Raw genomic sequence first — 19485 nt, 5'->3', positions numbered from 1 at the left:
GTTAAAGAGAGCATTTACAATAATGAAAACTTTCAAATAAAGGGATTTTGAACAAAAAAAACACCCTAAATATGTCGGATTACTGACATTATTTGGGGGTTGCTCAGCATGGCAGAGTCCATTAATATTCACAACAGATATTGTTTCACTCATTTTTTGAAACCTGGGATCAAAACATGCGTAAACATTCATCGAAAATAATTTGTAAAATAGTTTGTTGAAGGGAAATGATTTTATTGAAAAAAGAACAACTAATAAAAAAGGTAGCATCACCGCTCATTTGTGGATTGATGTTAGGTGGGCTTGCTGTCTCAACAATCCAGCCGATTATCCAAGTTCGTGCTGAAGAAAAAACGAGTTCAAAAGCAACAACAAGTTTAACAGAAGAGGCCTGGTCGGAATGGTCAGAAGTCACAAAGTTAACAGAATTTGGAAGTTCAGACACAACAGGAAAACAAGTCAAACACAATGGTAAAATTTATGCAGCAACTTGGTGGAAAAATGGGGCTACAGATGTAGCGCCAGGATCAGGTGAAGCAACTTCAACTGGCTGGGAAGAAGTAGGAACAATTGCTTCTGATGGTTCAGTTACTCTTAACGCAGGTGTTACTGCTAATCCATTTGAACCAACGATTGATCCAAATGTTGATCCAAATACTCCGTATGCAGGTGTTGATGCAGGACAGGGTGTGAAGTGGGGCGAGAAGGTTTTTGCGCCGTACATTGATGGTGGTTTATGGTATAACGGAGAGAATGGGTATCAAGGATTGTATCCTCTTGGTCAAGAAGTGAAGAAATCAAACATCAGTTATGCAAATATTGGTTTTATTGTATCGGACCCAAGTAATCCGAAGACGGCCTCTTTTGGCGGCTATTATAATGTAGATGGCACCGGAACAAATGGTTCAGTTGTCACTGCATTTGCTAATCAAATCAAAGAGTTCCGCGCACAAGGTGGAGATGTATTGGTTTCTTTTGGTGGTGAAAACGGAACGCCGCTTCAAGATGTCTATGATAACGCTGAAGAACTTGCGGATAAATACATTGAGATTGTCGAGCATTATGGATTAACAACGATTGATTTCGATATTGAAGGGGCTCACGTTCGAGACAAAGAAGCTTGGGAAAGAAATAACGATGCAATCAAGATCATGCAAGATAAGTTAGGTGACGAAGCTCCTGACGTTTGGTACACATTCCCTGTTTTACCGACTGGTTTAGTAGGTGAAGGGACAGACAATGACGCGTATAACGTACTACAAGATGCTGTTCAGAAAAAGGTTAATGTTCATGGTGTAAATATCATGACGATGTGTTTTGGCCCGTCATTTGTTACAGGACCAACAGATACATACCATACATATGTCGAACAAGCGTCAGAGAGTTTAGCTGGACAAATAAAACGAATTTATAGTGATGCTAATCAAGACCTAACGGATTCACAAATTTATCAGAAAATTGGTTTAACACCATGGGTAGGAAAATCAAGTCAAGCAAATGAAACATTTACTCAATCGGATGCTAAAGCTTTGTTAGCTTATGCAAACGAAAAACAAATTGGAATGCTTTCTTTTTGGTCGTTGAATCGGGATAACGATTTGAATGAAGATTTAAAAAATACAGGACTTGAGCAAGAAACCTATGAATTTTCAAAAATTATGGGTGAATTTGATGGAGATTTAGGTGTAAGAGATCAAGCACCAGTAATTAAAGGAGCAACAAATGAAACAATTGAGTTAAATGACTCGTTTGATGTACTAGCAGGTGTGACAGCTATTGATCAGGAAGATGGCGACCTAACTGCTAAAATTACGACGACAGGAACAGTTGATTCTGCGAAAGTTGGTGAATACCAAGTAACATATTCTGTGACAGACAGTCAGAAGAATCATTCAGAAAAGGTTCGGACGATTACTGTGGTTGATCCAAATGCAAATACGAAACCAATTTTTTCTGGTCTAAAGGATCAAACAATTGAAGTTGGAACAAACTTTGATAAATTGGCTGGCGTAACGGCAAACGATCAAGAAGATGGTGACCTGACCGCGAAAATAGCTGTGACAGGAGATGTAGATACTTCAAAAGCGGGCGCGAATGTTCTCACGTATACAGTTTCTGATAGTAAAGGTGAAAAAACAACGCAAACAATTACAATCACGGTTCAAGAAAAAGAAAGTATTTCAGCTTATTCAGCAACGACAGTTTACGTCAAAGGTGATAAGGTAAGCTATCAAGGAACAACTTACACTGCAAAATGGTGGACAAAAGGAGATACTCCAGGATCCGCACAAGTCTGGGAAAAAGAAATAATTAAAAACGAAGACGGAAGCGTGGATTATTACAAAGGAGGAACTTATGTCGCTGGCGATTTAGTGAACTATAATGGCAAACAATATCTTGCTAAATGGTGGACACAATCTGTACCAGGTAGTGATGCATCGTGGGAGTTAAAAAAATAGTCAACTAATTAAGAAATACAAAAAGGAACTGAAACAAAAATAGCTTAAATAGAAAAAGCCTAAAATTCGTTTTTAAAACGTTGATTTTAGGCTTTTTTAAATTGAAAAATGTGTTAAGAACGACTGAATCTTTCGCTTTGTCCCAGTCTTTTTTCTTTTTGATAAAAGAGTAATAGATCTTATCGAATGAATACTTTGGCTAATCCAAAGTAGAAAACGAGCAATTGCCTTAAATATGATAGCCAGTAGATAGGTGTAACGAACGATTATTTACGTTGGTCTTTCTTTCAAGATTGCCGAGAGCGTAAGTAATGTTCATGATAGAAATGTTCTTCATGAAGCCTACGCTGTTCGGCTTGACGATATTTTTTTTCGTCCCACAACATAAACCACAATGTGAATAACGGAAGAAAAATAATCAATGCCGGTTGGATCCCAAAATTGCCAATCAAAATACCTAAGAATAAAACCAGTAATACCAAGCCAATACGTCTAATTGATTTCATGAATTCTCACCTCATTTATTTGTGCGAACGTTTGTTCGTAAAATCATTATACGAATGTTTGTTCGGTTTGTAAAGAGGAAAGAACAATAAAAAAAGAATTGCAGAAATTTTTCTACAATTCTTTGAATGAATCATGTTAATAAATGTGGCTACGATAGAGACCAACTACCAATCCCAAAATGGCTACCTCATCTAAAATAATTGGATCTAATAAATCATTTTCAGGTTGTAAACGAAAATGATCTTTTTCTTTATAGAACCTTTTACAAGTTGCCTCATTTTCTGTCGTCATAGCGATGACAATATCTCCATTTTTAGCGCTCTCTTGTTTTCGGACGATAACATTATCTCCGTCTAAAATCCCTGCGTTGATCATACTTTCGCCCCGAATGGTTAGCATGAACAAACTGCCTTCTTCTGAAGTTAAATTTGGTGGTACAGGGAAAAAGTCGGAGGCGTCTTCAACAGCGAGGATCGGCTCACCAGCTGTAACAACGCCAAGCATTGGAATAGTCGATGGCTTGATTCCAATCTGATCTAAACCTAAGTCCGTTAATTCGATTGCCCGTGGCTTTGTCGGATCGCGCAAAATAAATCCTTTTTTTTCTAATCGTGCTAAATGTCCGTGGACAGTTGATGTTGAAGAAAGGTTAACAGCTTCACCAATCTCGCGAACGGTTGGTGGGTATCCTTTTCGGGTTACTTGTTCGTGGATATAACGTAAGACTTCGATTTGTCGTGTTTCAGTTTGTCGGGCCACAAAGTACACCTTCTTTCACTTAATATTTAAATAATACCACATAAAAAGCGCTGTTTCAAACAAATGTTCGCATCTAAATATGGATACCTAGTTGTTTTTTTTGTTTTTTTTATATAATATAAGAAGAGAAAAAGGAGGGCTGATAATGTTATCACCTGAAAAAATTGCACGTATTAATGAATTAGCCAAAAAGAAAAAAGCTGAGGGACTTTCAAAAGAAGAAGAAAAAGAACAAATCTTATTGAGAGAAGAATATTTAACAGCTTTTCGCTCTGGTATGAGACATCATATTGAAGGGATGAAAATTGTTGATCCTGAAGGAAACGATGTTACACCAGATAAATTAAAAGAAATTCAAAAAGAAAAAGGCTTACATGACCGTTAGTGTGCTTTTTGGTAAAAAATACCAAAAAGCATTGATTTTTTGATTTGTATCCGCTAAAATGAGTATGAAATGAATTACAGTAAAAAAAACCTAAATTGGAGGGGTTCTTTTGTTCGACAAAATTGATCAACTAGGCGTTAACACAATCCGCACATTAAGTATTGAAGCTGTACAAAAAGCAAATTCAGGTCATCCAGGTTTACCGATGGGTGCTGCACCGATGGCATATGCACTTTGGACAAAACATTTGAAAGTAAATCCTATTACTTCAAGAAATTGGGTCGATCGTGACCGTTTTGTACTTTCTGCTGGTCATGGTTCAGCAATGTTGTACAGTTTACTTCACTTATCTGGATATCAAGTAACAATTGATGACTTGAAACAATTCCGTCAATGGGGATCAAAAACACCAGGACATCCAGAAGTACATCATACAGATGGCGTTGAAGCAACAACTGGTCCACTAGGTCAAGGAATTGGCATGGCTGTTGGTATGGCAATGGCAGAAGCACATCTTGCAGCAACTTATAATAAAGAAAACTTTAATGTTGTCGATCATTATACTTATGCTTTATGTGGTGATGGCGATTTAATGGAAGGCGTTTCTCAAGAAGCAAGTTCTATGGCTGGACATATGAAATTAGGTAAATTAATCGTTTTATATGATTCAAATGATATTTCACTTGATGGTCCAACTTCAAAAGCTTTCACAGAAAACGTCGGTGCGCGCTATGAAGCATATGGCTGGCAACATATCTTAGTAAAAGATGGCAATGATTTAGAAGCAATCTCAAATGCGATTGAAGCAGCTAAAGCTGAAACAACTAAACCAACATTAATTGAAGTTAAAACAGTTATTGGTTATGGCGCACCTAAAGAAGGTACATCTGCTGTTCATGGTGCACCTCTTGGAGCGGATGGCATTAAAATTGCTAAAGAAGTTTACGGTTGGGACTATCCAGATTTCACAGTGCCTGAAGAAGTAGCAACTCGTTTCCACGAAAAAATGGTTGAAGATGGCGAAAAAGCAGAAGCACAATGGAATGAAAAATTTGCTAACTATAAAAATGCTTATCCAGAATTAGCGCAACAATTTGAAGATGCGTTTGCTGGAAAACTACCAGAAAATTGGGATGCTGAGATGCCAAGTTATGATGAAGGTCATAGCCAAGCAAGTCGTGTGTCAAGCAAAGACATGATTCAAGCAATCTCAAATGCAGTTCCTAGCTTATGGGGAGGTTCTGCTGATTTATCTGGCTCAAATAATACAATGGTTGCAGCTGAAACTGATTTCGAACCAGGTAACTACGAAGGTCGAAACATCTGGTTTGGCGTTCGCGAATTTGCTATGGCAACAGCGATGAACGGAATCCAATTACATGGCGGTACACGTATTTATGGTGGAACATTCTTTGTATTCACGGATTACTTACGTCCAGCTATTCGTCTTGCTTCCATTCAAAAAGCACCAGTTATTTATGTACTAACACATGATTCAGTAGCAGTGGGTGAAGATGGTCCAACACATGAACCAATCGAACAACTCGCTTCTGTTCGTTGCATGCCAGGCGTTCATGTTGTACGTCCAGCTGATGGCAATGAAACACGTGCTGCTTGGAAAATTGCCATGGAGTCAACAGAAACACCAACAATTTTAGTGTTGAGTCGTCAAAACTTACCAGTTCTTCCATCAACAAAAGAAAAAGCTGATGAGATGGTGAAAAAAGGTGCTTATGTACTTTCTCCTGCACAAGGTGAAACACCAGAAGGTATCTTGATTGCAACTGGTTCAGAAGTTGATTTAGCGGTTAAAGCACAGAAAGTATTAGCTGAAAATGGCAAAGACGTTTCTGTCGTTTCAATGCCAAGTTTTGACTTGTTTGAAGCGCAATCTGCTGAATACAAAGAAAGTGTTCTTCCTAAAGCTGTAACTAAACGTGTTGCGATCGAAGCGGCTGCACCATTTGGCTGGGAACGTTACGTTGGAACAGAAGGAACAACAATTACAATTAATCACTTTGGCGCATCAGCACCAGGAAATAAAATTCTTGAAGAATTTGGTTTCACAGTTGAAAATGTTGTAAAAACCTACGAAGAACTATAAAAAACAAGTAATTTGATTATGAAAGAAGCAAGCTGGGGTAAATTCCCAGCTTGTTTTATTGAGTAAAGAAAGATTGCTGTTTGATTTCTGTAGTGTTACAATTTCGTTACATGAGTAGAAAACGTTCAGATTAAATTGAGATTTTGTCAAAATAAACGTATAATTTATTTAATTAAGTTTGTTTTAAGGAGAGAACTTTTATTTAAAGTTTTTTTATTTTGAGGAGGAATACGAATGCAAGAGCTGAAAACCCGTAGCGCCCGTCATCATAAGGCGAAGAAACCTATGGTGATTAATAAAAAAGCCATTGCTCCATTAATGGGGACAAGTCTTTTGGTTGGGCCAATGATGGTTACAGCAGCACCACAAAGTGCACATGCAGATGAACAAAGTGCGAGCCAAACAACAACTGATCCTCAGTCTTTCATTAACCAAATTGGTTGGTCTGCGTCAGAAGTTGCTGCCAACAATGATTTGTATGCTTCTGTGATGATTGCCCAAGCATTACTTGAAAGTGCTTATGGAACATCTGGATTAGCAAGTGCGCCGAATTATAACTTATTTGGTGTTAAAGGAAGTTATAATGGTGCCGTTGTTTATATGCCGACAAAAGAGTATTTAAATGGTCAATGGGTGACGATGAATGAACCATTCCGTAAATACTCTTCTTATTGGGAATCATTCCAAGACCATGCGAATGTGCTACGTTCAACTAGTTTTTCAACTGGTGATTATCACTATTCAGGTGCTTGGAAAAGCAATACGACAAGCGTTTATGATGCTACAGCTTATTTGACAGGTCGCTATGCTACTGACCCAACTTATGGTGATAAGCTAAATTCATTGATTAGTACGTACAATTTAACACGTTTTGACACACCATCAACTGGTGCTGTTTCAAGCACGACAACAACCACGACCACAACGACGACTTCATCTATGACACAATCAAGTTATGGTGAAAGCGCGCAGTCAACTGGAACAGGTCAAACTTATACGGTTGTTTCTGGTGATTCATTATGGGGAATTGCCCAAAAATTTGGGATGACCATTGATGATTTAATGGCGAAAAACGGATTAAGCGACTATTCACTAATGGTTGGACAAGAGTTAACTGTTTAATAACTTAAGTCGTTAATCGTTTTGAGATAAGATTTTTTAAAAAGTAGTTTAGATCAAATATCTAAACTACTTTTTTGTCGCATTTTTTAAGACGAAATATTCGCCAGATAGCATGGGGTTGTATTATGATGAAGAAGTAAAGACAGGTCGAAGGGAGAGAGTTTCATGCCACAAATCTATCAAGCAATTACTGATTTGATTGGAGAAACACCAATCGTTAAATTAAACAAAATAGTTCCAGAGGATTCTGCAGAAGTTTATGTTAAATTGGAATTTTTCAATCCGGGAGGTAGCGTGAAAGATCGCATTGCCTTAAGCATGATTGAAAAAGCGGAACAAGACGGAAGTCTGAAACCTGGTGACACAATTATTGAACCTACTTCTGGTAATACAGGGATTGGCTTAGCAATGGTCGGAGCAGCCAAGGGCTACCGAGTGATTATCGTAATGCCTGAAACAATGAGTATGGAACGTCGATTGCTAATGAAGGCTTACGGCGCTGAATTAATTTTAACACCTGGAGCTGATGGCATTTCTGGTTCCATTAGAGAAGCAGAACGTTTAGCAAAAGAACATGATTATTTCTTACCGCTTCAGTTTGAAAATCCAGCAAATCCTGAAATCCACGAAAAGACAACTGGTCCTGAAATTCAAGCTGCTTTTGGAGTAGCTGGGTTAGACGCTTTTGTTTCTGGAATTGGAACAGGAGGAACAATTACTGGTGCCGGACATGAATTGAAACGTGTTTATCCTGAAATTAAAGTGATCGGTGTTGAGCCTGCTGAATCAGCAGTTTTAGAAGGAAAACCAGCTGGTCCACACAAAATTCAAGGAATCGGAACAGGATTTATACCAAATACACTTGATACGAAAGTTTACGATGAAATTTTACCAATCACTGGTGAAGAAGCAATGGAAACTTCAAGAAAAGTCGGTCGCCAAGAAGGCTTTTTAGTGGGGATTTCTTCTGGTGCTGCAATTGCAGCCGGTTTAAAAATTGCGAAAGAATTAGGTAAAGGAAAAAAAGTTTTAGTTATTGTGCCAGACAATGGCGAACGTTACCTATCAACTGCATTGTATCAAGAGGACTAAAATCAATGATACCAAAAAGGTCAAGACGAAAATTTGTCTTGGCCTTTTTTATATACCTTATTAATCTTTAGGTTCACTTTAACATTTTTAATAGAAAAGCATGAATTTTAATTTTATCTGTATGAAATGTAGATTTTAAAAAATAAAAATAGTATGATAATATGTGAATGACTACGTAGGAGGTGTCAATGTGGGCAACAAATTGGTAGACGAGGCAATCGAAAAACTGAAGCATGAAAATATTCGTATCACACCTCAAAGATATGCAATTTTAGAGTATTTAATCGAACATCATTCTCATCCAACAGCTGATGAAATCTATAAAGCGTTAGAACATCGTTTTCCAAATATGAGTGTCGCAACTGTTTATAATAATCTTCGGTTATTTACATCTATTGGTTTTGTACAGGAAATGAGTTACGGTGACGCGTCAAGTCGTTTTGACTTTACTTCGACACGCCATTACCATGTGATTTGTCAAAACTGTGGGAAAATCGTGGACTTTCATTATCCTGGTCTTGAAGATGTTGAGATGGCTGCAAGTCGTTTGACTGATTTTGAGATTAACGAACATCGTCTTGAACTGTATGGCTTGTGTCCAGAATGTCAGCAAGCACGTGCAAGTGAGTCTGTTTAATTAAAAAATGTATCACAAAAGAAAAAACGTAATTAATCTATTTTGGCGATACTTGGTGAAAAAGAAAGCAATAAAAAACTATTTTATCTGAATTTTGGATAAAATAGTTTTTTATTTTTTTGCGCTTTCACAATCCTTTTTTTTGTGAAGTCTCAAACACTACGGCGCGAGGCTTTTTTTAACAGGTTTTCTTCCTGTTTCCTTTTAAAAAGTAAGCGAATTTTACCTTGTGAATTCACAAGCATAAAATTTCTGAATACGTTTTATTTTTGCTATAGTTAGCATTGTCAAAAGACAAAAAGTTTAGCAGGAAGAGGGATTACCATGAAAGTAGTTGTAATTGGCTGCACCCACGCTGGAACAGCAGCTGTAAAAAGTATTTTAAATAATCATCCAGAAGCAGAAGTAACAATTTATGAACGTAATGACAATATCTCATTCTTATCATGTGGGATTGCTTTGTATGTTGGAGGCGTAGTTAAAGATCCTGCTGGGTTGTTTTACTCAAATCCAGACGAACTTTCTGGGCTAGGTGCGACAGTCAAAATGGAACACAATGTTACAGATGTTGATACAGAAAATAAAACTGTAACTGCAGAAAATTTAAAGACTGGTGAAGTTGAAACAGTTTCTTATGACAAATTAGTTATGACAACAGGTTCATGGCCAATTATTCCGCCAATCAAAGGAATCGAATCAGAAAATATTTTACTATGTAAAAACTATAACCAAGCAAATGAAATTATTGCACAAGCTAAAGATGCAAAACGCGTCGTAATCGTTGGTGGAGGCTATATTGGAATCGAATTGGTTGAAGCTTTTGTTGAATCTGGAAAACAAGTAACTTTAATTGACGGGCTAGACCGTATTTTAAATAAATATTTGGATAAACCATTCACAGATGTTCTGGAAAAAGAATTGGTTGATCGTGGAGTAACTTTGGCTTTGGGTGAAAATGTATCAGAGTTTATCTCAGATGAAGAAGGCAAAGTAAAACAAGTCAAAACACCTAGTGAAACATTTGATGCTGATATGGTTATTTTATGTGTTGGTTTTAAACCAAATACAGAGTTGGTTGCTGGAAAAGTTGATACATTGCCAAACGGCGCAATCAAGGTCAATGAATATATGCAAACAAGTAACCCAGACATTTTTGCAGCCGGTGATTCAGCTGTTGTTCACTATAACCCTTCGAATACACAAAATTATATTCCATTGGCAACAAATGCCGTTCGCCAAGGTTTGTTGATTGGATATAACTTAACTGAAAATAAAATGCATTATCGTGGTACACAAGGAACATCAGGTTTATATCTATTTGGTTGGACAATTGGCTCAACTGGTGTAACACTTGAAAGTGCGCCATTAAATAATTTGGATGTTCATGCCACTTTATTTGAAGATAATTATCGTCCAGAGTTTATGCCAACAACTGAAAAAGTGTTGATGGAATTAGTTTATGAAAATGGAACAAATCGTATTGTTGGTGCACAATTTATGTCGAAATATGACATTACACAATCTGCTAATACATTGTCACTTGCTGTACAAAACAAAATGACAGTTGAAGATCTAGCATTATCTGATTTCTTCTTCCAACCACACTTTGATCGTCCTTGGAACTACTTGAACTTACTTGCACAAGCAGCTTTAGCTGAAATTGCAGAAAATAAATAAACAACGAACACGCCGACAAACAGTTGAAGAATTGTCGGCGTGTTTCTTTGTTCTGGGAGTGTTTGAAGGCTTCAAAAGTATAATTAGTTGTAATCTAGCGGATTTTTTGTGAAAATAAAGAAGGAGTTTAAATTGGAGGAATGTCAAATGGAAAAAGAATACTTTAACCAACAAGCAGCATTTTTAAAAGATTATCAAAAATTTGCAAAACAAAATAATGAAACAATTGATCAGTTAGCGGATCAAGTGATTGAAGAATTAAATAAGACACAAGCAAATCACTTCACCTTGGCCAAAGAAAATGCAGTGGATGGAAAGAGCCATTGTTTCCCATTTAGCCGTCGTGTGTATGCAGATGAAAATGATGGCACATTAAATACAAGTTATACGTATGAAGGTGAGCCTTACGTTTTAGAAACAGATGAATAATCAGAGCAAGGAAATAGTACGAAAGACCACATAGAACGATTCTATGTGGTCTTTTTACTTTACTAGCAAGAACTGTTCTATTTGCTAGTCGTAGACTGAAAGCTGTTAAGCATACTAACTATTTTTTGAGGACAAAACGAACTTAAATCAAATCCTTTGAATAAAAAAATTGGAACGTTTATCCTAATTATAGGGGGAGGAAACGAAACTGTTTCGTTTGAAAGAAAGACTGAAATAAATCACAAGGGAGGAAAAAAGAATGCCAAAGTATTACTTTATTGATAAACAGCACAAGGTAACGGAGGTGGATAAAGCCAAGAGCAATTGGCTAATCATTAATCATAGCGATGTAGTAACGATTGAAAACATCACACAAAAATATCAGTTACCTAAAGAAATCTTTATTGGCATTTCTTACCCTGAAGCGATTTCGAGAGTCGAGTATCTCCCTGGAACGAAGCTAGCTAATGCATTCTCACTGGTATTGCTTAACCTTTCCAGCAATAGTCAAAAAATCGAAGAGCGATTAACGCCAATTTCGTTTGTCGTTTCGGATGATTTACTGATTACTTGTGTCGAAAACGAAACGATGTTTATTGAAAGTTTAGTTGAAAAATATCAGACTGAACTGATTTCGTTTGAAAAAGTTATTGCATATACGATTTTGAATAGTTATATGCACTTTGTCAAAGAATTGAAAAAAATGAAGCAAGAAATTGATTCGCTAGATGAAGGCGCACGCAGGACCACTGAGAATGAGGAACTCTATAAACAAGCTGATTTAGAGCGTGCCATTGTTTATATCGACCATACATTACGAGATCAAAAAGAAACGCTGGATGAACTGTGGGAAGTGAATCATTTTGCGGAGAAGCTAGCTGACGATCAATTGCTTTATGATGTGAAACTAAGACAAAGACAGACGGAAAAAATGATTTCGATTTATCGCGATTTACTCGAAAGTATTGGGAATCTTTTCAGTGGGATGATGGATAATCACTTAAACCATTTGATGAAGTATCTTGATTCAGCAACCTTGGTCATCTCTGTTCCAGCAATGATTGCGGGAATCTGGGGGATGAATACAGGTGGACTACCGGGACGAAGTTCTGAATTAGGCTTTTTGCTGGTTTTAATTGGTTCTGCCGTAGCAACAGCTGCGGTCGCACTTCATTTACTGACGAAAGATTACACAAAGTAGTTAGGTATGAGTTGCTTTTTTTGAAGAAAAATTTGTTTTAAATAGGAGGAATAGTATGACTGAACCAAAGTTAATAGATCCGCGAAAATTATACCATACGGAAAAATTTCCAAAGCAAGACCAAGATACACCAGCTCTCCAACAAAATATGAAACCTGTACCAGATTGTGGTGAAAAAACTTACAAAGGGGCCAATCAATTAGAAAATCGCCGTGTGCTGATTACTGGTGGGGATTCTGGTATTGGACGTGCTGTTGCTATTGCCTTTGCACGAGAAGGTGCAGATATCGCATTACAATTTTTTCCTGGAGAAGAAGATGATGCGAAGGAAGTTGCAATGCTAATTGAGAAAGCGGGTCGCAAAGTAGTACTGTTGCCTTTTGATTTGCGTGATGAGCAAGCACCTAAGGAAATCATTCGCCAAACAGTAGCTGAATTAGGTGGCATTGATACATTAATTCTAAACGCTGGGCAACAAATTTCTTGTTCATCCATTGAAGAATTGCCGATGCAACAAGTAAAAGATACCTTTATGGTAAATATCATTGCCATGTTTTCTTTGGTTAAAGAAGCAGTTCCTCATCTTCCAGCTGGAGGAGCTATTGTTAATACAACTTCTGTCCAGGCGACAAATCCAAGCGAACATCTACTTGATTACGCAGCTACTAAAGCTGCTATTGCGAATTTTACGATTGGCTTAGCGAAGCAGTTAGCGCCGAAAGGTATTCGGGTGAATGCTGTCGCTCCGGGACCAATTTGGACACCATTACAGCTTGATGATGGGCAACCGAGCGAAGCTATCCCAGAATTTGGACAAGATAGCCTTTTAAAACGTGCAGGTCAGCCAGCCGAATTAGCACCAGTATATGTGTTTTTAGCCTCAAATAAAGCAAGTTATGTTACGGCACAAATTTATGGTGTAACTGGCGGCGAGGCAATCAACCTGTAAAAAACATGAATCATACTCTTTGTTCAATGGGGATAAATGAGTGGGAGAGGGAGGCACCAAGAATCGTAAGGTAAAGATTCTTGGTGCCTTCCTTAGTCAGTTTATAACGAAGTCAAATCAAGAATCAATCAGGCAAACTTGCTTCACTTGCTCTTTTTCCGTATACTGATTTTGAAGCGGAGGAAAAGAACATGCTAAGTTTAACCAAATATCTACAATCAGGACAGACCACTATTTCTAATTTATTATTCGTAAATTACCGGAAAATGGGGTTAGAATCAGAAGAGTTTCTGTTTGTTTTGCAGTTGCATATGAAGCAACAAGAAGGAGACTCTTTTCCTGACTTACAGTTGATAGCAATCAACATGGGCTTGAAATCAGATCAGGTTTATCAAATTTTAAATCGATTGGTTAGTGGTGGCTTTATCGCAATTGAGACGATTACTGTTGATGGTAAAAAAGCGGATCAATACAATTTACTTCCGTTATATGAACGACTTGAAAAGTATTTAGATAGTCAAGCATCAAAAGCCAAAGAAAATCAACAAGAGCAAGAAATTCAATCGGTTTACCGTTCGTTTGAACAAGAATTTGGTCGGCCGTTGTCTGCAATCGAGTTCCAACGAATTGGTCAATGGTTAGAAGAAGATCACTATCAACCAGAAGTACTAAAGCTTGCTTTGCGTGAGGCAGTGTTGAACCAAGCGTATAGCTTTAACTATGTTGACCGAATTTTGTTATCTTGGGAACGAAAAAATTTGCGGACAAAGCAACAAGTTGAGGGAGAACAAAAACGACGTAAACAGCAATTATTACAAAAAGAAGTAGAACAATCTTCACAATCAGAGGATTTGCCTAAAGTTTCTTTGACAAATTGGTTGGAAGAAGAACTGAGAAACGAAACGAAGTAGAAAATGATGAGGAAGACAAGATGCTAAGTAAAGAAAATACAATGTTAGCGATTGAAGAAATGTACAAGATGTTTCCCGATGCACACGGGGAACTCGTTCATAAAAATCCTTTTGAATTATTGATTGCTGTGATTTTGAGTGCGCAAGCAACGGACGTTTCAGTAAATAAAGCAACACCGGGATTATTTCAAGCATTTCCTGATCCCGAAACACTGGCGCAGGCTTCTGTCGAAGAAATTATTCCAAAAATCAAAACGATTGGGCTGTATCGAAACAAAGCAAAGAATATAAAAGCTTGTGCGGAACAACTATTGGAGCGTTTCAATGGAAAAGTTCCTAGCACTCGAGAAGAACTGATGTCATTGCCTGGAGTGGGGCGTAAGACAGCTGACGTTGTGTTAGGTGATGCTTTTGGAATTCCAGCTATTGCGGTTGATACACATGTCGAGCGAGTTTCTAAACGATTGCGAATTTGTAAATTAAATGCAAGTGTACTTGAAGTGGAAGAAACTTTGATGCGAAAAGTGCCAGAAAATCTTTGGGTGAAAACACATCATACCATGATCTTTTTTGGTCGTTATCATTGCACAGCGAGAAATCCAAAGTGTGAAGTTTGTCCTTTGTTACCGATGTGCCAAGACGGAAAAATGCGGATGAAAGAAAAAGAAAAGGCCAGGACGAAATGACGTCCTGACCTTTTTTGTGTATTATGCTGCTCAATTAGTTATCAGTAACAACTTATGAACTCGAACTAGCTTTTTCAGAGCGAGCGGCGTTTTCAGTATCACTTGTTGGTGGCTCAGTTGAAGGTGTTTCTGGTGATGTTTCTGATTCAACTGTCGATGAGCTGCTCGAACTTGAAGGCGCTGGTTCTACTGAAGAGCTAGAAGAGGAGCTGCTTTCAACCGTTGTTGAAGATTCTGTGCTTGACTCAACAGTGGTTGACGAAGTAGTGCTTGTTTCTGGTTCAACCGTTGAACTAGGTACTGGAACATTGGAAATTTTTGGTGCGCTGTAACTTGGTACAGTATACTGGTCTTTATAATAAAGTTCATTGTTTACACGAATCAAATCATTTGGCATGACCCAATCTTCATTTGAAACATTGGCAGAAACATATTGCATCAATTCACGATAGACATCAGAAGCAACGTGTGATGAAGCATCAGTAACTGGTGTCATCTTCTCATTGTAGCCTGTCCAAACCGAAATCGCATAGTTTGGTGTATATCCAGCAAATAAAATATCAGGATAGACACCAGAAGAAAGACCAATTTTTGCGTATTCATCGTCTGTATAGTTAGATGTGCCAGTCTTACCAGCTTGGTATAAGCCGGGAATCTGAGCGTTAGTCCCAGTTCCTTTTGTCAAAGTGTCTTTCAAGATATCAGTTACCATGTAGGCAGTTTCTTCTGACATCGCTCTGGTTCCTTCAGGATCAAATGTTTCCTCTGTTCCGTCCTGATAGATTACTTTGTTGACGTATTGTGGTTTGTAGTAGGTACCACCGTTGGCTAAAGCTGCGTAAGCCGCCGCCATTTTTAAGGAAGAAGCACCATATTTTGTTCCGTCCTGCTCTTCTGTATTACTTGAAATGGCGTTTGATTGATGAATCGTACGGTAATCAATGCCAATACCGCTTAAGAAAGAAGCGACCTTGTCCGCACCAACTTCGTTAAAGAGTTTAACTGCCGGAACATTTCGTGAGTCGTATAGTGCTTGTCGTAAAGTGATTGTCCCCATGTAGCGGTTATCCCAGTTCATGACAGGCGTAGTTGTTCCTTCGTAGTTATAAGGAGCATCGGAAATCGTTTTGCCAGTAGAATATTTTAAATACTCAAAGGCAGGTGCATAATCCGTAATTGGCTTCATCGTTGAACCAAAATCACGTGATGTATTGACAGCCAGGTTGTTTCCAAGAGTAACGTCTTCAGCGACTTTTCGAGCACCGATTTGTGCTTTGACTTGTCCTGTTTTTGTGTCAATCAAAGTGGAAGCAACTTGCATTTGATCATCAGGATAAGTGACGTATTGATCGGTATTTACAATATTATATAGTTGTTTCTGAGCATCTAAATCAAGATTTGTGTAAATATCAAGACCATCGGTGTAAACATTCTTGTCTGTTTTTTCTTCGATCTCGTTGATTACTTCTTTTACATAGTTATCTACGATTTTTGTATTGTCATCACCTGAAGATAATTCTTGCAGGCCATCTGTTACGGGCACATTTACTGCTTGATCGTACTCTGCTTGAGTGATTTTTTCGTTTTGCAGCATTGTGTAAAGGACAATATCACGGCGTTTTTTTGCTTGTTCAGGATAAGTATATGGATCATAAGCGGAAGGTGCTTGAGGCATCCCAGCTAGAAGCGCCGTTTGTGCTAACGATAACTCGGGTAATCTTTTTCCAAAGTACATTTCTGCGGCTGTTTCCATGCCATAAAAACCATTTGCCATATAGACTTTATTTACGTAGTAAGTCAGAATTTCTTCTTTTGATTTTTCTTGCTCTAGCTTGACAGCCATCCAAGCTTCTTGTGCTTTTCTCTTTAGCGTTTGATCTTCTGCTTTGGTTGAGAAGAAGGAAAGTTTGATCAATTGCTGAGTCAAAGTACTTCCGCCTTGTAGTCCGCCAGACGTAAAGTTTGATAACGCCGAACCCAGAATGCGGACAGGATCGACACCAATATGTTTGTAGAAACGACGATCCTCGACAGAAACGATGGCGTCTTGTAATTGCTGTGGCAATTCATTGGCGGTGATTTTTTCGCGTTTTTCTGCACCGAGATCCTCAAATAGTTCGCCAGTGGAAGTATAAAGCTTTGACGAAACAGTAGCGTCTAATTCTTTGTCAGTGAGGGCAGGGGCGTCTTTTGCATAAAACCAAAACAGACCAACACCAGATAAGAATAAGATACAACCAATAAAAACAAGACCAAGTAAGATTTTGACAATCAAATTTTTTCCGTTTTTTTGTTTACCAGAGCCATTTCCAGAACTTGATTTCGTTCCTTTTTTCTGGGGAGGACTTGCTTTTCTTCGCGAAGTTCTCGTTTGTTCATTTGCCATTAGTGCTTTTCTCCTTTTGATAATGATAGATAGCGATCGACGGCATCAAGATAAGGGACGCGTGGTAGGAAACCAGGGGTGATTTCAATGCCAAGTTCTTCAATCAATGCGAGTGGCAAAGACTTTCTACCGCCATCTTTTTGTTGATACCAATAGTCGATCAGATGTGTACTATTTAAATAGAAGCAACGTTTTAGACTAGAAAACCATAGTAAAACAAAACAGATACCATCTTGTTTTAAACAAGACTCCATGTGTTTGATTTGATGTTCGTGAAAGTTGTTGAATGGAAAAGAGGTTTTATTTTTTGTCTCTTTCGCTTCAAAATCCAAATAGAAACCTCGATAGACACCGTTGTAATCTGTTGTCGAAGCTTGGGTAAAGTAAGCTTCCTTAATCACTGCGGCACTTCTTCGAGGGTAATCGACTTTAACGATTTGAATAGGTGTTGGTTTCTTGTGAACGACTGCCAAATTTTTTGACAGATAAAAGTTGTTGCTTTCATTGATAGCTTCTTCAAATGACATACCTCGGTTACCAAAAATAGTAGAAGAAGTTTTTTTTCCTTGAATTTTTGGTTTTGAAGAGGCATCCTTAGAATAAGGTTGGCCATTAGGGTAGCGTAAGACCATATTTAATCACACTCCTGCGCACATTATAGCAAAAAAAAGCAGAGAAAGAAAAGAAATCAGGCGGTGAATCAATTGAAAGTAATCTATGTTTCAGGCTATCGAAGCTTTGAACTGGGTGTTTTTCAGGAAAAGGATCCAAAAATCAAAGTTATTAAAAATGTTTTAAAAAAAGAAATTCGCCAATTAACGGAAGAAGGATTAGAGTGGGTGATTAGCAGTGGTAACCTTGGTGTTGAGTTATGGGTTACTGAAGTTGTAGCCGAATTGAAGCAAGAGTATCCTGAATTACATCTAGGAATTATTTATCCGTTTGCTGAATTTGGTAGTAATTGGAACGAAACAAATCAAGAAAAGAAAATGTTAGCGGAACAAGTGGCAGACTACGTTGAGTCGGTCAGTCATCTACCTTATAAAAATCCTAATCAATTAAAAAATCATACACAATTTCTACTTACACATACAGATGGTACTTTGTTGATCTATGACCCAGAATACATTGGAAAAACAGATTATTTTTTGCGTGATGCAAAAAAAATGCAAGAAGTTAAACCTTACGAGATTCATTTGATTAGCATGGATGATTTACAAAATTCTGTGGAATAAAAGAAGATAGTGTTTGATTTATAGTTATTTTTCCGATACAATGGGAAAAGTAGAAAAGTTATAATGTAAACGAGAATTAAATAGAGGTGTAAATATGGCGAATTTGATTTATAGTCCAAAAGACATTTTACAACAAGAATTCAAAACCAAAATGCGTGGATACGATCCGATTGAAGTCGACGAATTTTTGGACAATATTATTAAAGATTATGAAGCATACAGCAAAGAACTCCTTGCTTTACAAGAAGAAAATGATCGTTTGAGTGCTAAAGTTGCTCAACTATCAAAAACACAAGGAACACAAACTCGCGTGCAACCAACAGAAGCACCTAAGAGTACAGCAGTAACAAACTTTGATATTTTGAAACGTTTATCAAATCTTGAACGTGAAGTTTTTGGAAAAAAACTTGACCAAGCAACACCAGCTGCTTCTGCACAACCAAATGCAGGCAACTATACAAATGCAGATGCAAGTGATGACAACGAAAAAACACGTCAATTTTAATTAGTGAATTTTTGCGGTTTTCGGGTAATCGCGGTCTGACTTGATCAGGCTGAGGAAAGTCCATGCTCGCACAGACTGTGATGTCTGTAGTGTTCGTGCTTAGCGAAAAGATAAGCTAAGGTACTCTAAGGAGTAACGGCAGGAAAACGAGCTAAGGTTTCGACTATGCTTTAGTATCCTTGAAAGTGCCACAGTGACGAAGCGAATCGGGAAACTTATTCGGTGGAACGCGGTAAACCCCTCGAGCGAGCAACCCAAACAATGGTAGGGGCGCTTTTTGCTAGGAATCAGAACAAGGCAAAAGGGCAGGTAAACTGCAGATAGATGGTTACCCCTTTATTTCTTCTCCCTGGAGGAATAAAGGACAAAACATGGCTTACAGAAAATCGCAATAATCAGGGAATACCTTCCAACGATGTTGTGAAGGTTTTTTTTATAAAT

The 19485-nt window shown here is 37.8% G+C and carries 18 protein-coding genes and 1 other RNA gene; 15 read left to right on the top strand and 4 right to left on the bottom strand.

The features are described 5' to 3' along the window. The first annotated feature begins 236 nt into the window (after positions 1-236). Positions 237-2459, top strand: coding sequence for an immunoglobulin-like domain-containing protein (locus tag IGJ66_RS07205; protein WP_430616434.1), 2223 nt, complete (start codon positions 237-239; stop codon positions 2457-2459). 287 nt (positions 2460-2746) lie between these two features. Here IGJ66_RS07205 and IGJ66_RS07200 read toward each other — a convergent pair whose 3' ends face one another. Further along, a complete protein-coding gene (locus IGJ66_RS07200) occupies positions 2747-2965 on the bottom strand; it encodes a hypothetical protein (RefSeq protein WP_067482330.1) in 219 nt (72 codons plus the stop codon). Positions 2966-3101: 136 nt separating this feature from the next. Next, entirely contained in the window at positions 3102-3725 is a 624-nt protein-coding gene (gene lexA, locus IGJ66_RS07195) for a transcriptional repressor LexA (protein ID WP_067482328.1), read from the bottom strand. 145 nt (positions 3726-3870) lie between these two features. On the opposite strand from lexA, the gene IGJ66_RS07190 reads away from it, so the two are divergent. From IGJ66_RS07190 to nth, 11 genes are all read left to right on the top strand, one after another. After that, a complete protein-coding gene (locus IGJ66_RS07190; RefSeq protein ID WP_067482326.1) occupies positions 3871-4110 on the top strand; it encodes a DUF896 family protein in 240 nt (79 codons plus the stop codon). Between the two features lie 109 nt (positions 4111-4219). Beyond that, positions 4220-6214 (top strand): transketolase, encoded by a 1995-nt coding sequence (tkt, locus tag IGJ66_RS07185; protein WP_430616433.1) that lies wholly within the window; start codon positions 4220-4222, stop codon positions 6212-6214. A gap of 234 nt (positions 6215-6448) precedes the next feature. Further along, positions 6449-7336, top strand: a complete 888-nt coding sequence (locus IGJ66_RS07180; protein WP_430616432.1) for a glucosaminidase domain-containing protein — start codon at positions 6449-6451, stop codon at positions 7334-7336. A gap of 165 nt (positions 7337-7501) precedes the next feature. Beyond that, on the top strand, positions 7502-8428 hold the full coding sequence (gene cysK, locus IGJ66_RS07175; protein WP_430616431.1) for a cysteine synthase A: 927 nt from the start codon (positions 7502-7504) through the stop codon (positions 8426-8428). Positions 8429-8618: 190 nt separating this feature from the next. Then, on the top strand, positions 8619-9065 hold the full coding sequence (perR, locus tag IGJ66_RS07170) for a peroxide-responsive transcriptional repressor PerR (protein ID WP_067482318.1): 447 nt from the start codon (positions 8619-8621) through the stop codon (positions 9063-9065). 324 nt (positions 9066-9389) lie between these two features. Further along, positions 9390-10742 carry an NADH oxidase gene (locus tag IGJ66_RS07165; protein ID WP_067482316.1) on the top strand — a complete coding sequence of 451 codons (1353 nt, stop codon included), beginning with the start codon at positions 9390-9392 and terminating at the stop codon, positions 10740-10742. Positions 10743-10889: 147 nt separating this feature from the next. Beyond that, a complete protein-coding gene (locus IGJ66_RS07160) occupies positions 10890-11171 on the top strand; it encodes a DUF5960 family protein (RefSeq protein ID WP_067482314.1) in 282 nt (93 codons plus the stop codon). A gap of 259 nt (positions 11172-11430) precedes the next feature. After that, on the top strand, positions 11431-12372 hold the full coding sequence (locus IGJ66_RS07155) for a magnesium transporter CorA family protein (RefSeq protein WP_067482312.1): 942 nt from the start codon (positions 11431-11433) through the stop codon (positions 12370-12372). A 55-nt stretch (positions 12373-12427) separates the two neighbouring features. After that, positions 12428-13321 (top strand): SDR family oxidoreductase, encoded by an 894-nt coding sequence (locus tag IGJ66_RS07150; protein WP_430616430.1) that lies wholly within the window; start codon positions 12428-12430, stop codon positions 13319-13321. Positions 13322-13512: 191 nt separating this feature from the next. Continuing rightward, positions 13513-14232: a DnaD domain protein gene (locus IGJ66_RS07145; RefSeq protein ID WP_430616429.1), complete on the top strand. Its 720-nt coding sequence runs from the start codon at positions 13513-13515 to the stop codon at positions 14230-14232. 20 nt (positions 14233-14252) lie between these two features. Then, positions 14253-14918, top strand: a complete 666-nt coding sequence (gene nth, locus IGJ66_RS07140) for an endonuclease III (RefSeq protein ID WP_067482306.1) — start codon at positions 14253-14255, stop codon at positions 14916-14918. Between the two features lie 52 nt (positions 14919-14970). Here nth and IGJ66_RS07135 read toward each other — a convergent pair whose 3' ends face one another. Together IGJ66_RS07135 and recU are read right to left on the bottom strand one after the other, a co-directional pair. Then, complete coding sequence (locus IGJ66_RS07135; protein ID WP_218657835.1) at positions 14971-17304, bottom strand: PBP1A family penicillin-binding protein; 2334 nt, start codon at positions 17302-17304, stop codon at positions 14971-14973. After that, complete coding sequence (gene recU / locus IGJ66_RS07130; RefSeq protein WP_095803677.1) at positions 17304-17936, bottom strand: Holliday junction resolvase RecU; 633 nt, start codon at positions 17934-17936, stop codon at positions 17304-17306. The genes IGJ66_RS07135 and recU overlap by 1 nt, the downstream gene beginning before the upstream one ends. Before the next feature lie 63 nt (positions 17937-17999). Here recU and IGJ66_RS07125 point away from each other — a divergent pair, with 63 nt between their 5' ends. The 3 genes from IGJ66_RS07125 (at position 18000) to rnpB (ending at position 19428) form a co-directional block, all read left to right on the top strand. After that, entirely contained in the window at positions 18000-18539 is a 540-nt protein-coding gene (locus tag IGJ66_RS07125) for a DUF1273 domain-containing protein (protein ID WP_075491697.1), read from the top strand. Positions 18540-18633: 94 nt separating this feature from the next. Beyond that, positions 18634-19044: a cell division regulator GpsB gene (gene gpsB / locus IGJ66_RS07120; protein WP_067482295.1), complete on the top strand. Its 411-nt coding sequence runs from the start codon at positions 18634-18636 to the stop codon at positions 19042-19044. 16 nt (positions 19045-19060) lie between these two features. Further along, an RNA gene (rnpB, locus tag IGJ66_RS07115) (RNase P RNA component class B) lies at positions 19061-19428 on the top strand. The last annotated feature ends 57 nt before the right edge of the window (positions 19429-19485 follow it).

Source organism: Enterococcus sp. DIV0176 (assembly GCF_050528535.1).
GTDB lineage: Bacteria > Bacillota > Bacilli > Lactobacillales > Enterococcaceae > Enterococcus_B > Enterococcus_B thailandicus.
The sequence above is the reverse complement of the archived record's forward strand: the minus strand, read 5'-3'. Positions and strand labels throughout refer to the sequence as shown.

Coding starts and splice junctions, on each gene's coding strand:
- IGJ66_RS07200 (WP_067482330.1), bottom strand. CDS start 2,965: ATGAAATCAATTAGACGTATTGGCTTGGTATTACTGGTTTTATTCTTA.
- IGJ66_RS07190 (WP_067482326.1), top strand. CDS start 3,871: ATGTTATCACCTGAAAAAATTGCACGTATTAATGAATTAGCCAAAAAG.
- IGJ66_RS07180 (WP_430616432.1), top strand. CDS start 6,449: ATGCAAGAGCTGAAAACCCGTAGCGCCCGTCATCATAAGGCGAAGAAA.
- cysK (WP_430616431.1), top strand. CDS start 7,502: ATGCCACAAATCTATCAAGCAATTACTGATTTGATTGGAGAAACACCA.
- IGJ66_RS07165 (WP_067482316.1), top strand. CDS start 9,390: ATGAAAGTAGTTGTAATTGGCTGCACCCACGCTGGAACAGCAGCTGTA.
- IGJ66_RS07160 (WP_067482314.1), top strand. CDS start 10,890: ATGGAAAAAGAATACTTTAACCAACAAGCAGCATTTTTAAAAGATTAT.
- IGJ66_RS07155 (WP_067482312.1), top strand. CDS start 11,431: ATGCCAAAGTATTACTTTATTGATAAACAGCACAAGGTAACGGAGGTG.
- IGJ66_RS07150 (WP_430616430.1), top strand. CDS start 12,428: ATGACTGAACCAAAGTTAATAGATCCGCGAAAATTATACCATACGGAA.
- IGJ66_RS07145 (WP_430616429.1), top strand. CDS start 13,513: ATGCTAAGTTTAACCAAATATCTACAATCAGGACAGACCACTATTTCT.
- nth (WP_067482306.1), top strand. CDS start 14,253: ATGCTAAGTAAAGAAAATACAATGTTAGCGATTGAAGAAATGTACAAG.
- IGJ66_RS07135 (WP_218657835.1), bottom strand. CDS start 17,304: ATGGCAAATGAACAAACGAGAACTTCGCGAAGAAAAGCAAGTCCTCCC.
- recU (WP_095803677.1), bottom strand. CDS start 17,936: ATGGTCTTACGCTACCCTAATGGCCAACCTTATTCTAAGGATGCCTCT.
- gpsB (WP_067482295.1), top strand. CDS start 18,634: ATGGCGAATTTGATTTATAGTCCAAAAGACATTTTACAACAAGAATTC.